Genomic DNA, 17393 nt, shown 5'->3' with positions numbered 1-17393 from the left:
ACGGCTGTTGGGGCCCGGCCGTGGCAACGGCCGGGCCCCGTACGTCACTTCAGCTTGGCGGACTGCGCGGTGATCAGCGCGTCCGGCACGTCGTAGGCCTTCTGCGACATCAGGGCGCCGAGGTTGACCGTGTAGTACGTGACGAGGGTGCTGCCGTGCCGCACCACCTCGGTGTGTACGGTGCCCGTCTTGCCGCCGGAGTCCTCCATTACGGCGCTCGCGCCGAACGCCACCGACTCGTCGCCGGTGTCCGAGGCCTTCTCGGCCGCGACCCCGGTGTACTTCGTGCCGTCGGAACCCGGGACCAGGGTGAAGCCGCCGGCGCAGCTCTTGACCGCGTCGGAGACGGCCTTGAACGTCTTCTCGGCGCCGTCGCCGTCGTACGACGACAGCCCGACGACGGTGGTCGTGCGGTCCAGCGCGGCACCGAACGCGTCGTCGAACTCCTCCTCGCTCAGGTCCTCCACGGACTTGGAGGCGGCGGCGGAGGGCTTCTTCGCCTCGGTGACCAGCCGGTTCGTCGCCGAGGCGGCGTCTCCCGGCGCCTGCCCGGCCATGGCCCAGGCCAGCGGACGGCACTGCGCCTTGTCGACGGTGACAGCGCTCTTGGTCGCGGGGTACGTCTTGCCGACCGCCCCGACCTCGTAGCCGACGGCATCGCCCTTCGCGAGGGCCAGCTTCTGCAACTCGGCGGCGGTGAGCGCCTTCGAGGAGTTCTTGGTGGTGCTCGCGGCGTCGCTCTTGGCGTCGTCGCTCTTCGCGTTGTCCGAACCGCCGTCGGAGCAGCCGGTGATGAGGGCCAGCGACAGTGCGCCCACCGCGACGGTGACGCGCAGCCGTATGCCCGATGATCTCTTCATGAGCGGACTATGAAGCTTGAGTCAAGCAAGAGTCAAGCAACTTAAAACCCGAGCCGCTCCCGCCGCACCGAATACGCCACGAAACCGGCGCCGAGGCCGAGGAACACGGTGCCGCCGATGATGTACGGCGTGGTGTCCGGGCTTCCGGTGTCGGCGAGTTGGGTGTCGTCCGAGTAGGTGGTGACGGCCGACGAGGTCACCCTGGCCTGCTGGGTTACCTGGGAGGTTGGCGTCGCCGAAGTCTCCACTCTCACCTGGTCGGTCACCGTCGCGTTGGCGGAGGGGACGAACCACAGGGCGCCCAGCAGGGTGCCCGCGGCGGTGGCGGTCAGCATCGTTCGGCGAGCGGTTGACACGGAATATCGATCCCCTTGTGGCGCTGGCGAATTGGCCGTGTGGAGCGATGCTAATGAACTCTGCGGGTCGTGGGAAAGTCGCGGGAGCTGTGGGCCGTACGCTCCCGGCATGACCACTCCAGAGACATCACGTTTTGTACGCCTTCGTGTCGAACTCGTTCTTGAAGTCGAGAACGAGGACGCCGTGACCAAGGCCGCGCTGGCCAAGATCGCCGACGATCCGGAACTACCCGGTGACGAACGGGTGCACGCCGAGAGCGCTGTGACGGAAGACACCGCCGAGGCCCTCGCCTATCTCGTGGACCCGTTCGACCTGGTCGGCGAGATGCCCGGGGTCGGACTGGCCCAGGCCTCATGGAGCAGTGAGGAGATCGACTACGACCCGGATTCGCCGGATTGGGACCTCGACGAGGATGATGTCGACGGCGATGAGGAAGCAGACGGGACGGCACTGGTCGGCTGAACCGTGCGGGAGCGTGTGACCCCGGGCGGCAACCGCTGTCCGGGGTTTCGTCGTCTCAGCCGTTCCGGGCGTCACGGTGGACGTGGTGTGCCCCACACATGGTGGGTAAGCGGAACGGGACGCACCAGTCGTAGCGTTGGATTCTTAAGAACTGTTTAACGGGGCGCTCGGGTTTTTGGTGATTCGGCAACGATGGAGAAGCGTGTGATGACGGACAGTAAGCGGCGCAGGGGTCTTGTGGCCGCGTCCGCACTGCTCGGCGGTGTGCTCGTGCTCACGGCGTGTTCCAGCAGCGACGACAAGTCGTCCGGAAGCGACTCGAGCCAGAGCTCACAGTCGAAGGCCGACGAGGCGGCGGCGAAGAAGTCGTCCGAGGCCCAGATCAAGATCACACCGGCGGACGGTTCGGACAACGCCTCCATCAACAACTCGGCCGCCGTCACGGTCAGCAAGGGCACGCTCACGGCCGTGACGATGACGACCGCGGACGGTACGGCCGTCGCGGGCACCATCTCCGCCGACAAGCTCAGCTGGAAGCCCAGCGCCCAGCTGGAGCGCTCCACGACGTACAAGGTCGCCGCGACCGCCAAGGACTCCGCCGGCCTCGCCGCCCACGAGAACGCCTCCTTCACCACGGTCTCCCCGGCCAACAGCTTCATAGGGAACTTCACTCCCGAGGACGGCTCCACGGTCGGCGTCGGCATGCCGGTCTCGATCAACTTCAACAAGGCGATCACCAACAAGGCCGCCGTCCAGAAGGGCGTCACCGTCACCTCCAGCAGCGGCCAGGAGGTCGTCTGCCACTGGTTCAACACCCAGCGCATGGACTGCCGCCCCGAGGACTACTGGAAGGAGAACTCCACCGTCACGCTGAAGCTCGCGCTCGACGGCGTCGAGGGCGCCTCCGGGGTCTACGGCGTGCAGCAGAAGACGGTCACCTTCCACATCGGCCGCAACCAGGTCTCGTACGTGGACGCGAAGTCGAAGCAGATGAAGGTCGAGCAGGACGGCAAGGTCGTCAAGACCATCCCGATCTCGGCCGGTTCCCCCGAGCACACCACGTACAACGGCCAGATGGTGATGTCCGAGAAGTTCGTCCAGACCCGGATGAACGGTGCGACGGTCGGCTTCACCGACGACGACGGCAAGGGCGAGTACGACATCAAGGACGTCCCCCACGCCATCCGCCTCACCAGCTCCGGCACGTTCATCCACGGCAACTACTGGGGTTCGCCGTCCGTCTTCGGCAGCGTCAACACCAGCCACGGCTGCGTGGGCCTGCAGGACGTGAAGGGCGCGGGCGACAAGAACATGCCGGCGGCGTGGTTCTACAACAACTCGATCGTGGGTGACGTGGTCGTCATCTCCAACACCGGCGACAAGACGGTGGCGCCGGACAACGGCCTCAACGGCTGGAACATGGACTGGGCGCAGTGGAAGGCGGGCTCGGCGGTCTGACCCGACCGACCTGCCAACTCCGGTTCGCTTGAAGGCGGTTGCCCCTGGTTGGGGGTGACCGCCTCTTCGTCCTTTCATGACGGAGCCGTCCCTCAACCGGTGGGATCCACGTTCCACGCCGCAGGCAGATCGCCGCCGCAGAAAACGCAGACGAAGTCGTCCGCCTCTGCGCAACGGAGTTGGTGACCAACGTGATCGACCACGTGGGGGGAGGGGACTCCGGTGACCGTCCGCGTCCGCGTTCTCGGCACCGACGACGGCCACACGAGTCGAGGTCACCCCTTTTGCCGGATACAACGTCAGAACACCTTGGTTACAGATCTGTTGAGGATTCACCCATACTGTGGTGATCAACACGGCGCACGTCAGCGCCCCTTATCCAACGGAGAAGTACCACGATGCGACTGCTCCACGCCGCCACGGCACTCGCCGCCACGTCCGCGCTCGCCTTGGCGCTCACCGCCTGCGGGAACGGCAGTGGCGACGACGCCTCGGGCGACCAGTCGTCCGCACCGGCGTCCTCGTCCTCGGCCACCGCGGCCGCCGGCGCCACGGCCACGGCCGAGAACGCGGGTGCCACCGAGGACGCGGGCAGCGGCACCAGTGGAAGTGACAGCAGCACCGGTGGCGGTACGGGCACCGGCAGCGGTGACGGCACCGGCGCGGGCCGCTGCCACACCGCCGGGCTGGGCTTCTCGTTCGGCTCCGGCGACGGCAAGGTCAGCAGCTCGGACGACCAGCAGCAACTGGCCGTGGTGCTGAAGAACAAGACGTCCGTCGCGTGCACCGTCCAGGGCTTCCCCGGGGTCGACCTGAAGTCCTCCGGAGGAAGCTGGTCACTGACCCGCAGCGGTGCGACGCCCAAGAAGGTCACCCTGGCCGCCGGCAGCACCGCGACGTTCACCATCAGCTTCCTGCCCTGGACCCAGGGCAGCGGCACCGAGTTCAAGGCCACCTCCGTCGTCGTCACCCCGCCGAACGAGACCACCTCCGCCACCCTGGCCTGGCCCGGCGGCAGCGTCCTGCTCCAGGACGGCGCCACGCATCCCGGCACGTACACCGGACCCGTCGGAGGCTGAGGGCCGGGCTGAGACGTCCGCGGGGTCACACGGGTCCCGCACCCCCGTTGACAGCCCCGCAGAGGTTCATTCTTTGCCCACGGACAGCCTTCTCATCGTTCTCTTATGTCGGCCTTATGGCATCATCACGCGCCGTACCTAGCTTGCGGGCCATGTTCTTCACCTACCTGAGGCGCGAGTTGCGCCGCCGCAGAAAAGCGGCCCTCGTCGTCGCCTCCGGCCTCGCACTGGGCATTGCGCTGGTCATCGTGGTCAACTCCGTGTCCTCCGGCATGGGGAAGGCGCAGGACAAGGTCCTCCAGTCGCTGTACGGACTCGGCACGGACATGACCGTCACCAAGGCGGCCACGGCCAGCGCGAGCAGCTCGCAGCAGCCGCGGTTCCAGTTCGACGCCAACAACAACGACGACAGCAAGACGCAGAGCAGTGACCGCGTCATGGTCCAGGGCTTCACGACGCTGGCCTCCACCACCGTCACCAAGGTCGCGGGACAGAAGGGGGTGTCCGACGCCGTCGGCGGGCTCAGCCTCAACGTCGTCAAGGTCGACGGCCAGTTCACCCGCGGCCAGTTCCAGCAGAACCAGAGCAGCGGCACCGGAGGCGGCGGCAACCGCGGTGGCGCCACCGGCGCGCCGCAGGGCGAAGTCACCGGTGGCGGCGCCAACTTCAACATCAACTCGTACTCGGTCTACGGCACGGACGTCACCAAGCCCGCGCTCGGCCCGCTGACCTCCTCGAAGATCACCAGCGGCCGTACCTTCACCACCGCCGAGGCCAACTCCAAGGTCGTCGTCGCCGACTCGGCGTACGCCAAGACGAAGAAGCTCAAGGTCGGTTCGACCGTCACGATCAAGAGCGTCAAGTACAAGGTCATCGGGATCGCCACCGCGACCAGCGGGGACGCCGCGGCCAACCTGTACATCCCGCTGACGCAGGCGCAGACCCTGAGCGGTGACAAGAACAAGGTCACCACGATCTACGTCAAGGCGACCGACTCCAAGCAGATCTCGGCCGTCAAGAAGACCATCACGAGCAATGTCTCGGGTACGACGGTCACCACGTCCGCCGATCTCGCCGACACCGTCTCCGGGTCCCTGTCCACCGCCTCCTCCCTCGCCACCAGCGTCGGCAAGTGGCTGTCGATCGCGGTGCTGATCGCCGCGTTCCTGGTCGCCGGTCTGCTCACCTCCTCGGCGGTCTCCCGCCGGGTGCGTGAGTTCGGCACGCTGAAGGCGCTCGGCTGGAAGTCGGGCCGGGTGACCCGGCAGGTGGTCGGCGAGGCCATCGTCAACGGTCTGGTCGGCGGCGCCCTCGGTATCGCGCTCGGCCTGGCGGGCGCGTACGTCGTGACCGCGATCAGCCCGACCCTGTCCGCCTCCCTCGGCAACTCGGCCGGCGGCGCCGCCCGTCCGGGCGGCGGACCCGGCGGTGGCGGTGGCTTCGGCGGTGGCCGGCAGGCCGCGGCCAAGACCCTCGACGTCGCGCTCACCGCGCCCGTCAACGCCACCACCATCGGGCTCGCGGTCGGCCTCGCCGTCGCCGGCGGCCTGATCGCCGGCGCCTTCGGCGGCTGGCGCGCCTCCCGCCTCCGCCCGGCGGACGCCCTGCGCCGAGTCGAGTAGCCCGCACCGGTACGGCAGTCACCGCCCGGCCTTGGGGCCCGTCCCACGACGGGCCCCAACCCCCTTTACTTCCCCAGGAGCTGCACGATGTACGAACTCAGAGGCGTCACCAAGCTCTACTCACGTGGCAAGGAAACCGTCCACGCCCTCGACGGCATCGACCTGACCATCGGCGACGGCGACCGCCTCGTCATCCAGGGCCCCACAGGCGGCGGCAAGTCGACGCTGCTCCAGATGATCGGCGCCCTCGACCGCCCCACCGCAGGCGAAATCGTCCTGGACGGCGTCGACTTGGCGAAGCTGTCGGAGGCCAAGCTCACCAAGGTCCGCAGCGAGAACATCGGCTTCGTGTTCCAGTCCTTCAACCTGATCCCGACGCTCACCGCGCAGGAGAACGTCGAGACCGCCCTCGTACCGCTCGGCATCAAGGCGAAGGTCCGGCGTGAACGGGCCGCCGAGGCGCTGGTCTCGGTCGGCCTGGGCGAGCGGGCCAACCACCTCCCCGGCGAGCTGTCCGGCGGACAGCAGCAGCGTGTCGCCATCGCCCGCGCGCTCGTCAAGCAGCCCAAGGTGCTGCTGGCCGACGAGCCGACCGGCAATCTCGACGAGTCGATGCGCGACGAGATCATGGACGTACTGGAGCGCATGTGGAAGGAGCACGGGCTGACCTTCATCATGGTCACCCACGACTCCGCCATCGCGAAGAAGGCGCCGCGTCTCGCCACCATCCGCAAGGGCAAGATCACGGTGAAGGAGAACGCGGGGTCCAAGTAACTCCGGTGCTGTGCAAGGGAGTTCGGCGGGAGGGGTTTCCTTAGCGGAGTTCTCGCGGGCTGAACCCGGCGACTGGGTAACGGAGTTCGCGCGGGTCCGTAACATTCTCCGGCCGTGCTCTCTTACCCTCCTCTCATCTCTTGAGCGGTTGATCACCCCTCGGCATACTTCGTGTTCCGGGGGGTGTGCGCGCAGGTGTGCGAACTTTCCCCCGGCCGGGTGAATGGGGAAATTCGCCCGGTACCTGAGCTCCAGGGGGAGTCTTGCGCAGACAAGTGAAGAGAGCGTGCGCGGCCGGTGTCGCCACGGCCGCCGCCGTCGCCCTCGCCGCCGGCATGACCAGCCCGGCGTCGGCGAAGTCCGAACAGGGCGGGGGGAGTTCGACCGGCTCCGCGCTGCGTACGGCTGGTGCCGCGCAGGCCCGGCTGGCCGGCGAGCATCATCTGACGCTGATCACCGGCGACCGCGTCACCGTCGACGCCAAGGGCCGGGTCGTGGGCCTCGAGCCGGCAAAGGGCCGTCAGCACATACCGGTTCAGGTGCGGAAGATCGCCGGGCACACGCTCGTCATACCCGCCGACGCGGCCCGCCTGGTCGCGAGCGGCAAGCTCGACCAGCGGCTCTTCGACATCACCGAACTCGACAAGTCCGCCGAGCGCGCCTCCCAGAAGGCCGGCCTGAAGGTCATCGTCGGCTACCAGGGCGCCGCGGCCGCCACCCGAGCCGACGTCCGCGACGCGGGCACGCTGCGCCGGTCCCTGAAGACGCTGAACGCCGACGCCGTCCAGACCCCGCAGCAGGACGCCCCCGAACTGTGGGACGCCGTCACCAACGGCGACCGTACGGCCTCCGGCATCGCGCACGTCTGGCTCGACGGCGTCCGCAGGGCCAGCCTCGACAAGTCCGTGCCGCAGATCGGCGCCCCCAAGGCATGGGCCGCCGGCTACACCGGCAAGGGCGTCAAGATCGCCGTACTGGACACCGGAGTCGACGCCGACCACCCGGACCTGAAGACGCAGGTGATCGAGGCCAAGAACTTCTCCACCTCCGCCGACACCAAGGACCGCGTCGGACATGGCACCCATGTCGCGTCCATCGCGGCGGGCACCGGCGCGAAGTCGCACGGAAAGTACAAGGGCGTCGCGCCCGACGCGAAGATCCTCAGCGGCAAGGTCCTCGACGACACCGGCTCCGGCGACGACTCCGGCATCCTCGCCGGCATGGAGTGGGCGGCCCAACAGGGCGCCGACATCGTCAACTTGAGCCTCGGCGGTCAAGACACCCCGGGGATCGACCCGTTGGAGGCGGAGGTCAACAAGCTCTCCGTCGAGAAGGGCATCCTGTTCGCCATCGCGGCGGGCAACGAGGGCCCGGAGTCGATCGGTTCGCCCGGCAGCGCCGACGCGGCCATCACCGTCGGCGCCGTCGACGGCAACGACAAGCTCGCCGACTTCTCCTCCACCGGCCCGCGCCTCGGCGACGGCGCCATCAAGCCGGACGTCACCGCGCCCGGCGTCGACATCACGGCAGCCGCCGCACCCGGCAGCCTCATCGACCAGGAGGTCGGCGAGAACCCGCCCGGCTACCTGACCATTTCGGGTACGTCGATGGCGACCCCGCACGTCGCGGGCGCCGCCGCCCTCCTCAAGCAGGAGCACCCCACGTGGGGCTACGCCGAGCTGAAGGGCGCGCTGACCGGGTCCGCGAAGGGCGGCAAGTACACGCCGTTCCAGCAGGGTTCGGGCCGTATCGCCGTCGACAAGGCCATCAAGCAGAGCGTCATCGCCGACCCGGTGTCGGTGAGCTTCGGCGTGCAGCAGTGGCCGCACACCGACGACACCCCGGTCAGCAAGGAACTCACCTACCGCAACCTCGGCACCACGGCCGTCACCCTCGGCCTCACGGCGGCGGCCACCGACCCCAAGGGCCGCACGGCCCCCGCGGGCTTCTTCAAGCTGGGCGCCACGAAGGTGACCGTCCCGGCCGGTGGCAAGGCCTCGGTCGCCCTGACCGTCAACACCAAGCTCGGCGGCACGCTCGACGGCGCCTACTCCGCGTATGTGACGGCGACCGGCGGCGGACAGAACGTCCGTACGGCCGCGGCCGTGGTGCGCGAGGTGCAGTCGTACGACCTGACACTGAAGTTCGTCAACCGTGACGGCACCCCCGCCACCTACTACAGCGCCTCGGTGGCGGGTGTCTCCGGGCTCGGCAACGGCCAGTTCTTCAGCCCCTACGACGCCTCGGGCACCGTCAAGGTCCGGGTCCCCAAGGGCGGTTACGTCCTCGACGGCGCGATCTTCGTGGACCCGGAGGACGCGGCCAAGGGTGCCGACTGGCTCGCCCGGCCCAAGCTGGACATCAGCAAGGACACCACGCTGACCCTCGACGCCCGCACGACGAAGCCGGTCGACATCACGGTGCCCGACACCGGCGCCAAGTCGGTCTTCGCGTCACCGGCCTACCTGCTCGAGACCGGCGACGGGGACATCTCCTTCGGCTGGTTCCTGGAGACGTACGCCAACTTCCGTACCGCGCACCTCGGTCCGCAGATCACCGACGGTTCGCTGACCGAGCAGTGGGACGCCCACTTCATCAAGGGCGCCGACGAGCAGTACGACACCACGACCGCGGCCAAGGTCAAGCAGCTCGCCACCGGCTACACCAGGCACTACAAGGCGACCGAACTCGCCACGGTGAAGGCCCACATGGGCGCCGCGGCGAGCGGCAAGACGGGTCAGGTGGCCGCCTTCGGCTATGTGCCCAACGGCCTCGGCGGCTCCGCCACCGGCGTCCAGCAGAAGCTGCCCGGCACCCGCACCCTGCACGTCTCCACCATCAACGGAGTGCAGTGGGGGCTGGAGTTCGAGCAGGACGGCGGGCTCGACGCGGACGGCTTCCCGATCACGGAGGCCTACTACACCCTGAACGACCTGCAGACCTTCAAGGCGGGCCAGACCTACTCCAAGACCTTCAACACGGCAGTCTTCGGCCCCCATCTCACCGCCGCCTACGGCGTGTTCCGCATCGGCAACGACATTGCCGGGCGGGTGCCGCTGTTCGCCGACTCCCAGGGCAACCCGGGCTCGTCGACGTTCACCTCGGTCAACACGAGCCTGTACCGCAACGGCACCAAGGTCGGCTCCAACAAGGACCCGCTGTTCGGCGGGGACACGTTCAAGGTCCCGGCCGCCAATGCCTCGTACAAACTGACCACTTCGGTCATCCGCAGCGTCAAGGTCGCCGCCGCCTCCACCCGGATCGACGCGAGCTGGACGTTCTCCTCGAAGAAGCCGTCCGGTGACACCGTCGCCCAACTCCCGGTCTCCACGGCCCGTTTCCACGCGGTCACCGGCCCGGACAGCCGCGTCGAGGCCGGCAAGAAGGTGACCTTCCCGGTCACCGTCGAGGGCGCGGCGGCCGGCCGCAACCTCAAGTCGCTCGGCGTGTGGGTGTCGTACGACTACGGCCAGACCTGGAAGAAGGTCACTGTCGTCAACGGCAAGATCACGGTCACCAACCCCGCCAAGGGCAAGGCCATCTCCTTCCACGCCAAGATCGCCGACAAGAAGGGCAACAAGTCGACGATCTCGATCTACAACGCGTACTACGCCAAGTGAGCCACTAGCACCTGAGTAGGCCGACAGCGAACGGCCCGCCGGAAGTGCGGCTTCCGGCGGGCCCTTCGTGTTTCTGTGGCCCCATGACAGCCCCGACCGTCCCCACCAGGTAGAACTGGGCAACGGAGCCGAGGCATTCTCCCTGTTACCGGGTTGGCGAAGGAATGCCCCAGGACGCCTTCTGGCTCCAGCTTCGTTGAAGTCCGGCGCTGGTACAGCGCCCCGTAAGGGGCGCGGGGAAGTGCGCGACCAGCCCCCACCGACCCGCGGCGGCGGACGACGCCGGCCTGCCGACGGACGCGGAGCTCCGCTCGGCGTTCGTCGCATACGTGGAATGGGGCACGCGCCTGGCCGTGTACTTCTCCGCCCCGGACGCCCAGCCACCGGCGGAACAGCCGGTACCGCGGTGGAGCTGGGGATCGATGCCGCCGTACCAGGGGTGCCATAAGGTCACGCCATGACCGCCGCCGTCACCGCCATGATCACCGCCGTCGTCGGTGTGCTCGGTACGCTCTTCGCGCCCGTTCTCAGTCAGCGCCTCACCGCCCGGCAGCGTGCCGAGGACGCCCAAGTCGCCGAGCGCAGGCGGCTGTTCGAGGAGCGGCGGGACGCGTACACGGCCATGAACCGTTCCTCGCGGCACTTCCATACGCTCCTCAAGGACGCCCTGCACCGCATCCGCGACGGCGTCTACACCGAGCGGGAACGCGACCAGCTGGAAGAGGCGCGCCGTGAGCACCGGGACCGCTACGCCGAGGCGCAGATGGTCGTACCCGAACGCGTCCTGGACGCGTCACGTGCGGTGAACGAGGTCCTCGTGGCCGCCGACGCCGCCGTGAAACGGCTCGACCGGGGGCTGACGCGGGACGGCGAGAACGCCGAGCAGGTCATGCTCGACCTGAAGGAGGCAGAGCCCCGGCTGACCGCGATGCGGCGGCTGATGCGGGCCGACCTCGGCGTCACGGAGTGAGTCCGGGACGGTCGGCCGACGCCCCCGCGCGGGTCGCGTCCGCGCCCCAGCTCGCCAGCAGGCGAAGGGCGTCGGCGGACGGGGAGCCCGGTTCAGCGTGGTAGGTGACGAGGATCTGCTCGGAGCCGTCCGACAGGCGGAAACCCTCGAAGTGCAGGGTGAGGTCACCGACCAGCGGATGGAGGAGGCGCTTGACGCCGTAGGTCTTCTCCTTGACGTCGTGGGTCGCCCACAGCCGCCTGAACTCCTCGCTCTTCACGGAGAGTTCGCCCACCAGCGCGGACAGCCGCGGGTCGTCCGGGCAGTAGCCCGCGTCCATCCGCAGCATGCTGACGATGTCCGTCGCCTTCTGCTCCCACTCCACGAACAGGTCCCGGTACTCGGGCCGCAGGAACACCAGCCGCGCCCAGTTCCGCTCCTGCGGCGGCAGCTCGGACCAGTCGCCGAAGACCGCCGCGGCCATCCGGTTCCACACCAGGATGTCCGTGCGGCGGCCCGTGATGTACGCAGGGACCGTGTCGATCGTGTCGAGCAGCTGCCGCAGCGGCGCCCGCACATGCTGGGCCGGGGCCGACGACTTCTTCTTGTGCTGCTTCGGCTTCGCCAGGTGGGTGAGGTGCGAGGACTCGGCGTCCGAGAGGCGCAGCGCGCGGGCGATCGCGTCGAGGACCTCCGCCGACACGTTCCGCCCGTTGCCCTGCTCAAGCCGGGTGTAGTACGCCACCGACACCCCGGCCAGCTGCGCCAGCTCCTCGCGCCGCAGCCCGGGCACCCGGCGGTGCCGCCCGAAGTCCGGCAGCCCGACGTCCTCCGGCTTCAGCCGGGCCCGCCGGCTGCGCAGGAACTCGCTGAGCTCGGCACGCTGGTCCAGCGGCCGGCCGGGGTCCAGGGGCTCGGTGGCGGATTCGGGCTGTTCGTCCATGCGTTCCAGTATTCCCGGTCGTACGTCCATGAGCCTGACCTCGCTGGTGGTAGGCACAGCGGACGTACGCAGAAGCGTGGCCTGGGTAGCCGTCGGGCGTTCGGGCAGGCTGTTCAGCGTGCCCGGCCGGAAGGCAGCCGGGCGCACATCCCCCCTAGGAGTGTTCCGGCATGACCACAGTCGCCGCTTACGCAGCCCCCGCCGCCAAGGCTCCCCTGGAGCGCACCACGATCGAGCGCCGGGCGGTCCGCGAGTTCGACGTCCTGATCGACATCAAGTTCGCCGGCATCTGCCACTCGGACATCCACCAGGCCCGCGAGGGCTGGGGCGAGGCCATCTTCCCGATGGTGCCCGGCCACGAGATCGCCGGCATCGTCTCCGAGGTCGGCCCGGGTGTCACCAAGTTCCGGGTGGGCGACCGGGTGGGCGTCGGCTGCATGGTCGACTCCTGCCGCGAGTGCGACAACTGCAAGGCCGGCCTGGAGCAGTACTGCACCGGCGGCAACGTCGGCACGTACAACGCGCTCGACAAGGACGGCGAGCCCACCTATGGCGGCTACGCCGAGAAGATCGTCGTCGACGAGAACTTCGTCCTCGGCATTCCCGAGGGCATTTCCCTCGATGTGGCCGCCCCGCTGCTCTGCGCCGGCATCACCACCTACTCGCCGCTGAAGCACTGGAACGCCGGCCCCGGCAAGAAGGTCGCGATCATCGGCATGGGCGGCCTCGGTCACATGGGCGTCAAGATCGCGCACGCGCTCGGTGCGGAGGTCACCGTCCTCTCGCAGTCCCTGCGCAAGAAGGAGGACGGCCTGAAGCTCGGCGCCGACCACTACTACGCGACCAGCGACCCGAAGACCTTCGAGGAACTGCGCGGCACACTCGACCTGATCATCTCCACCGTGTCGGCCCCGCTCAACCTCGGCGCGTACCTCTCGCTGCTGAAGACGGACGGCGCGCTGGTCAACGTGGGCGCCCCCGAGGAGCCCGTCTCCCTCAACCTGTTCTCCGTGATCGGCGGCCGCAAGACCCTCGCCGGTTCCGGTATCGGCGGCATCCAGGAGACCCAGGAGATGCTGGACTTCTGCGCCGAGCACGGCTTCGGCGCCGAGATCGAGCTGATCTCCGCCGACCAGATCAACGAGGCCTATGAGCGAGTCCTCGCGAGCGATGTCCGCTACCGCTTCGTGATCGACACCGCCACCATCTGACGGGCAGGGGGGTGGGGTACCTACTTCAAAAAAGTGTGACACTTCCGCCCGAAAACGTCACACTTTTCTGGGACAGGTACCCCACCCCCCTTCTCGGCCCTCAGCGTTCCGCCCGGCTCCGCCCCAGCAGCCACAGCAGATACGGCCCACCGACCAGCGAGGTCAGCGCGCCGACCGGCACCTCCAGCGGAGGCAGGATCGTCCGCGCCGCGAGATCGGCCGTCACCAGAATCACCGCACCCGTCAACGCCGAGCACAGCAGCGGAAGTTGAGGCGTACGCGTGAGCCGGCGGGCCAACTGCGGGGCGGTCAGCGCGACAAACCCGATCGGCCCGGCCGCCCCGGTCGCCGTCGCGGCCAGCACCACCCCGAGCACGGTCAGCGCGAGCCGCGCCCGGTCCACCCGCACCCCCAGCGAGGCCGCCGTATCGGCGTCGAGCCCGAGCGGCCGTACGGCCCGGCTCGCCCACACCAGCGCGGGCAGACACACCAGCAGTACGCCGGCCAGCGGCCCCGCCTGCTCCCAGCCGCGCCCGTTGAGCGACCCGGTCAGCCACAGCTTCACCTGCTCGGCGGCCTCCAGTTCGCTGTCGGCGAGATACAGCTGCACGACGGCCGACAGCGCGACCCCGATACCAACTCCCGTGAGCACGAACCGACTCGGCTGCATCCCGTGCCGCCACGCCAGCACGTACACGAGCGCGGCGGCGGCGAGTCCGCCCACCACGGAGACGACGGGCATCGCACCCGGCGAGGCGACCAGCCCGGTGGACAGCGCGAGCACGGTCGCGGCGGCGGCACCGTGCCCGACCCCGATCACATCCGGGCTGGCCAGCGGATTCCGCGTGACGGTCTGCACCAGCGCCCCCGCCAGCCCCAGCGCCACCCCGACCAGCGCCCCCAGCACGATCCGCGGCACCCGCAACTCGTTGACGACAAGGTCGTACTGCCCGGAACCGGTACGCAGCGTGTGCCACACCTCGGCAGGTGAGATATAGGTCTGCCCGAGACAGGCCGCCGCGCCCATCGCAACGGCCAGCAGCAGTACGAGAGTTACGGCCACGGCGGCCGAACGGCGGTGCAGCAGAAGGGAGATGGTGGGGCGCGGGCGCAGGACGGTGACGCCGGTGGTGCTCACAGCGCGGTTCCCCGACGCCGCACCAGCACCACCAGCACCGGCACCCCCACCAACGCCGTCATCACCCCGGCCGGCACCTCCGCCGGTGCCCGCACCACCCGGCCAGCCGCGTCCGCCGCGACCAGCAGTGCCGCACCGAGCAGCGCGGACAGCGGGAGCAGACCGCGATGACCGCCCGAGGTGAGCCGACGGGCCAGATGCGGGACGGCGAGCCCGACGAAGGCGATCGGACCGGCGGCGGCCACCGCCGACGCCACCAGCAGGGTCGCGCCGAGCGCCGCACACACCCGTACGACCCCCACCCGATGCCCCAGCGCCCGCGCCGTCTCGTCCCCGAGCGCCAGCGCGTCCAGCCCGCGCGCACAGGCGAGCACCAGCACCGCGCCCGCCGCCAGGAACGGCAGCATCCGTACGACGGTGTCGGCGTCCCGCCCGCTCAGCGAGCCGACCTGCCAGAACCGGAACTGGTCCAGGGTGGCCGAACCGGAGGTCAGGACGACGGTCGTACCACCGGCGGTCATCGCGGACAACGCCGTACCGGCGAGGGCGAGTTTCACCGGGGACGCCCCACCGCGTCCGCGCGCGGCGATGCCGTAGACCAGACAGGCGGCGAGGACGGCACCGGCGAAGGCGTACCAGACGTAGCCCTCGAAGCCGCTCGCCAGGCCGGTCGCGATGGCGAGGACGACACCGGCCGCCGCGCCCTGGCTGAGGCCGAGGATGCCCGGGTCGGCGAGCGGATTACGAGTGATCGCCTGAAGTGCCGCGCCCGCCACGCCGAGCGCCGCGCCCGCCGTCAGCCCGATCTCGGTGCGGGGCAGCCGCAGCGACCGTACGACCAGCGCGTCCGGTGAACTCCCGCCGTGCAGAAGGGCGTCGAGTACGGCGGAGGGCGGGACCGGGCGGGTACCGACGGCGAGGCTGAGCAGCACGGCGGCGGCCACCGCGAGGGCGGCCGCCGGCCAGGCGAGGCGTTTGAGGCTCACTTCTCTTCCGCTGCTCGTCTCTCTACTTGTCTCTACTTGCTGATGTCCTCGGCGAGTTGGAGGACGACGAGGCGGGCCGCGGTCGGGCCCGCGTTGAGGTACCAGGGGTCGTCGTCGACCTTCACCGCGTGCCCGGCCTTCACGGCCTTCATCGACTTCCACAGCGGCCCGGCCACCACGCTCACCGCGTCGGTCCTGCCAGCGTCGCCCTGCACCGAGTAGAAGATCCAGTCACCGTCGGCCGAGTCGATGCTCTCCGCGCCGATGTCCTGCGAAATCGCCTTGAACTGCTGCGACTTGGGCCGGTCGAGCCCCATGTCGACGGCGATCGAACCGGTGAAGGAGGAGACGCCGAACATCCGGGTCCGGCCGGCCGTGAACCGCAGCATCGACACGGAGGTCTTCGACAGCGCCTCCCCCTTCTCGTGCGCGTCCTCGACGATCCCGTCGAGCAGCTGCTGCGCCTGCTGCCCCTTGCCGATCGCGTCGCCGACGAGCAGCAGGTCGCGCTTCCAGTTGATGCCGTTGCCGGCCGTGATGACGGTCGGCGCGATCTTCGACAGCTTGGGGTAGAGGTCGCCGAGCGAGTCGTTGGCGAGGATCAGATCGGGCTTCGCGGCGGCCAGTGTCTCCAGATTGGGCGCCTGGCGCGTGCCCGCGTCCGTCATCGCGGCCAGCTTCGACTTGTCGGCCGGGAAGGCGTCCGCGAGATAGTCGGGGACGAGCCCGGCGTTGTCGGCGCGGGTGGTGGCCGTCGGGACGGTGCCGAGGGAGAGCAGGTCGTCGAGCTGCCCGGTGCTCAGCACGGCGATCTTCCTGGGCTTCGCCTTGATCGTCGTCCTGCCCTCGAAGTGCGTGACGGTCCGGGGGAAGGTCCCATCGGTGTCGGTGTCCGCGCCCATGCCGGTCGCGAGGGTGCTCGGCGCGGCGGACGGCCCCTCCGAGGCGCCGATCACCTTGTTCTGCGAGCCCTCGGTCGTCTTCCCGGCATCGTTGTCGGCGGAGGAGGACGAGCACCCGGCCAGCAGCCCCCCGACGACGGTCACGGCGGCCACCGCCGTGACAGCCTTCCTCTTGAACGCACGCACTGTCACTGTCACTCCGATCGAAACTGGCCAGGTAAGGCTTACCTTAGCTTGCCGTCGGAGTGGGTCGGCCAGGGGGCTCAGTGGGTGAGAAACGACTCGCCGGCTCCATAGGAGCGCACGAGCACACCACCGTCCGCCGACGGCCGCACCGAGTGCGCCCGCCCCAGCCCGGAGACGCGCGCACGGCCGTCCGCCGCCACCTCGACCAGCGTGTTCTCGTCGACGGCGACGCCGTGCGGGAGCCGGTGTCGGGTGACGGCCGCGATCAGCCGCGGCAGCGTCCCCCACTGCGCCGCGTGCGCGTCCACGGCGAAGGGCACGAGCCCGAACCCCGGCCGTACGGCGATCTCTTCGAGGTCCTCCGCAGTGTCCTCCGGACACACCGGAACGCCGTCGAGCAGCCACCCGCCGACGACAGCCGACCGTGCGGCGAGGGCCGCTCCGGCGGAGAACCCGGCGTACGGGATGCGCCGCTCGGCGAGAAGGCCGGGCAACAGGTCGAGACAGCCGGCGAAGGCGTCCTGATAGGCGGGGGTCAGCCCGCCGCACACCAGCAGCCCGTCCACGTCCGAGGCCGCTCTGATGTCGTAGCGCTCACCGATCGGCACGAGCGACGGTACGGGTGTGCAGTCGGCGGCGGCCCTCAACGCGGCGTCGTAGCGGGCGAATTGACGGTCTCCTTCGCCCTCGCCCTCGTCGACGATCACACAGCCGACGCGGGGCACGGCCCCGGCGGAGGCCGCAGCGGCGCGCAGGAAGGGAGCATGGACGGCGGGAGTGTCCCAGCCGCCGCCGATCAGAAAGGTGCTGGGTCCGGCGGGCTCACTCGGCTCGTTCACCAGCGCA

The 17393-nt window shown here is 69.4% G+C and carries 15 protein-coding genes and 1 pseudogene; 9 read left to right on the top strand and 7 right to left on the bottom strand.

Annotated features, from left to right (window positions below; translation table 11 throughout):
* Window positions 1-44: 44 nt before the first annotated feature.
* Both OH768_RS19695 and OH768_RS19690 read right to left on the bottom strand, forming a co-directional pair.
* Complete coding sequence (locus OH768_RS19695) at window positions 45-860, bottom strand: hypothetical protein (RefSeq protein WP_406455366.1); 816 nt, start codon at window positions 858-860, stop codon at window positions 45-47.
* A 41-nt stretch (window positions 861-901) separates the two neighbouring features.
* A complete protein-coding gene (locus OH768_RS19690) occupies window positions 902-1195 on the bottom strand; it encodes a hypothetical protein (RefSeq protein ID WP_406465346.1) in 294 nt (97 codons plus the stop codon).
* A gap of 130 nt (window positions 1196-1325) precedes the next feature.
* Here OH768_RS19690 and OH768_RS19685 point away from each other — a divergent pair, with 130 nt between their 5' ends.
* The 8 genes and pseudogenes from OH768_RS19685 (at window position 1326) to OH768_RS19650 (ending at window position 11202) form a co-directional block, all read left to right on the top strand.
* Window positions 1326-1679, top strand: a complete 354-nt coding sequence (locus OH768_RS19685) for a hypothetical protein (RefSeq protein ID WP_406455364.1) — start codon at window positions 1326-1328, stop codon at window positions 1677-1679.
* 207 nt (window positions 1680-1886) lie between these two features.
* Window positions 1887-3137 carry an Ig-like domain-containing protein gene (locus tag OH768_RS19680; protein ID WP_406455362.1) on the top strand — a complete coding sequence of 417 codons (1251 nt, stop codon included), beginning with the start codon at window positions 1887-1889 and terminating at the stop codon, window positions 3135-3137.
* A gap of 398 nt (window positions 3138-3535) precedes the next feature.
* Window positions 3536-4216, top strand: coding sequence for a DUF4232 domain-containing protein (locus OH768_RS19675; protein ID WP_406455360.1), 681 nt, complete (start codon window positions 3536-3538; stop codon window positions 4214-4216).
* Between the two features lie 152 nt (window positions 4217-4368).
* Window positions 4369-5838 (top strand): ABC transporter permease, encoded by a 1470-nt coding sequence (locus OH768_RS19670; protein WP_406455358.1) that lies wholly within the window; start codon window positions 4369-4371, stop codon window positions 5836-5838.
* 87 nt (window positions 5839-5925) lie between these two features.
* Window positions 5926-6612 carry an ABC transporter ATP-binding protein gene (locus tag OH768_RS19665; protein ID WP_406455356.1) on the top strand — a complete coding sequence of 229 codons (687 nt, stop codon included), beginning with the start codon at window positions 5926-5928 and terminating at the stop codon, window positions 6610-6612.
* A 263-nt stretch (window positions 6613-6875) separates the two neighbouring features.
* Window positions 6876-10232, top strand: a complete 3357-nt coding sequence (locus tag OH768_RS19660) for a S8 family peptidase (RefSeq protein WP_406455354.1) — start codon at window positions 6876-6878, stop codon at window positions 10230-10232.
* 269 nt (window positions 10233-10501) lie between these two features.
* Window positions 10502-10693, top strand: a pseudogene (locus tag OH768_RS19655) (antibiotic biosynthesis monooxygenase); the annotation flags it as partial.
* On the top strand, window positions 10690-11202 hold the full coding sequence (locus tag OH768_RS19650) for a hypothetical protein (protein WP_406455352.1): 513 nt from the start codon (window positions 10690-10692) through the stop codon (window positions 11200-11202). The pseudogene OH768_RS19655 and the gene OH768_RS19650, both read left to right, overlap by 4 nt.
* Here the strand turns inward: OH768_RS19650 and OH768_RS19645 are convergent.
* The gene (locus OH768_RS19645; protein WP_406465345.1) at window positions 11192-12124 is read right to left on the bottom strand and encodes a helix-turn-helix domain-containing protein; all 933 of its coding nucleotides are present in this window, start codon (window positions 12122-12124) and stop codon (window positions 11192-11194) included. The two genes, OH768_RS19650 and OH768_RS19645, sit on opposite strands and share 11 nt — an antisense overlap.
* Window positions 12125-12294: 170 nt before the next feature.
* Between OH768_RS19645 and OH768_RS19640 the strand changes: the two genes are divergently transcribed.
* Entirely contained in the window at window positions 12295-13335 is a 1041-nt protein-coding gene (locus tag OH768_RS19640; RefSeq protein WP_406455350.1) for an NAD(P)-dependent alcohol dehydrogenase, read from the top strand.
* A gap of 100 nt (window positions 13336-13435) precedes the next feature.
* Here OH768_RS19640 and OH768_RS19635 read toward each other — a convergent pair whose 3' ends face one another.
* The 4 genes from OH768_RS19635 to OH768_RS19620 all read right to left on the bottom strand — a co-directional run bounded on the left by OH768_RS19635 (window position 13436) and on the right by OH768_RS19620 (window position 17386).
* The gene (locus OH768_RS19635; RefSeq protein WP_406455348.1) at window positions 13436-14473 is read right to left on the bottom strand and encodes a FecCD family ABC transporter permease; all 1038 of its coding nucleotides are present in this window, start codon (window positions 14471-14473) and stop codon (window positions 13436-13438) included.
* The gene (locus OH768_RS19630) at window positions 14470-15459 is read right to left on the bottom strand and encodes a FecCD family ABC transporter permease (RefSeq protein WP_406455346.1); all 990 of its coding nucleotides are present in this window, start codon (window positions 15457-15459) and stop codon (window positions 14470-14472) included. The genes OH768_RS19635 and OH768_RS19630 overlap by 4 nt, the downstream gene beginning before the upstream one ends.
* 32 nt (window positions 15460-15491) lie before the next feature.
* A complete protein-coding gene (locus OH768_RS19625) occupies window positions 15492-16514 on the bottom strand; it encodes an ABC transporter substrate-binding protein (RefSeq protein ID WP_406465343.1) in 1023 nt (340 codons plus the stop codon).
* Window positions 16515-16624: 110 nt separating this feature from the next.
* Window positions 16625-17386 (bottom strand): hypothetical protein, encoded by a 762-nt coding sequence (locus tag OH768_RS19620; protein WP_406455344.1) that lies wholly within the window; start codon window positions 17384-17386, stop codon window positions 16625-16627.
* Window positions 17387-17393: the final 7 nt, after the last annotated feature.

This window comes from Streptomyces sp. NBC_01622 (genome assembly GCF_045209635.1).
Classification (GTDB): domain Bacteria; phylum Actinomycetota; class Actinomycetes; order Streptomycetales; family Streptomycetaceae; genus Streptomyces.
The sequence above is the reverse complement of the archived record's forward strand: the minus strand, read 5'-3'. Positions and strand labels throughout refer to the sequence as shown.

Excerpts from the sequence above, each read along its gene's own strand:
- OH768_RS19695 (WP_406455366.1), bottom strand. The coding sequence starts at position 860 with ATGAAGAGATCATCGGGCATACGGCTGCGCGTCACCGTCGCGGTGGGC.
- OH768_RS19690 (WP_406465346.1), bottom strand. The coding sequence starts at position 1,195 with ATGCTGACCGCCACCGCCGCGGGCACCCTGCTGGGCGCCCTGTGGTTC.
- OH768_RS19685 (WP_406455364.1), top strand. The coding sequence starts at position 1,326 with ATGACCACTCCAGAGACATCACGTTTTGTACGCCTTCGTGTCGAACTC.
- OH768_RS19680 (WP_406455362.1), top strand. The coding sequence starts at position 1,887 with ATGACGGACAGTAAGCGGCGCAGGGGTCTTGTGGCCGCGTCCGCACTG.
- OH768_RS19675 (WP_406455360.1), top strand. The coding sequence starts at position 3,536 with ATGCGACTGCTCCACGCCGCCACGGCACTCGCCGCCACGTCCGCGCTC.
- OH768_RS19670 (WP_406455358.1), top strand. The coding sequence starts at position 4,369 with ATGTTCTTCACCTACCTGAGGCGCGAGTTGCGCCGCCGCAGAAAAGCG.
- OH768_RS19665 (WP_406455356.1), top strand. The coding sequence starts at position 5,926 with ATGTACGAACTCAGAGGCGTCACCAAGCTCTACTCACGTGGCAAGGAA.
- OH768_RS19650 (WP_406455352.1), top strand. The coding sequence starts at position 10,690 with ATGACCGCCGCCGTCACCGCCATGATCACCGCCGTCGTCGGTGTGCTC.
- OH768_RS19645 (WP_406465345.1), bottom strand. The coding sequence starts at position 12,124 with ATGGACGAACAGCCCGAATCCGCCACCGAGCCCCTGGACCCCGGCCGG.
- OH768_RS19640 (WP_406455350.1), top strand. The coding sequence starts at position 12,295 with ATGACCACAGTCGCCGCTTACGCAGCCCCCGCCGCCAAGGCTCCCCTG.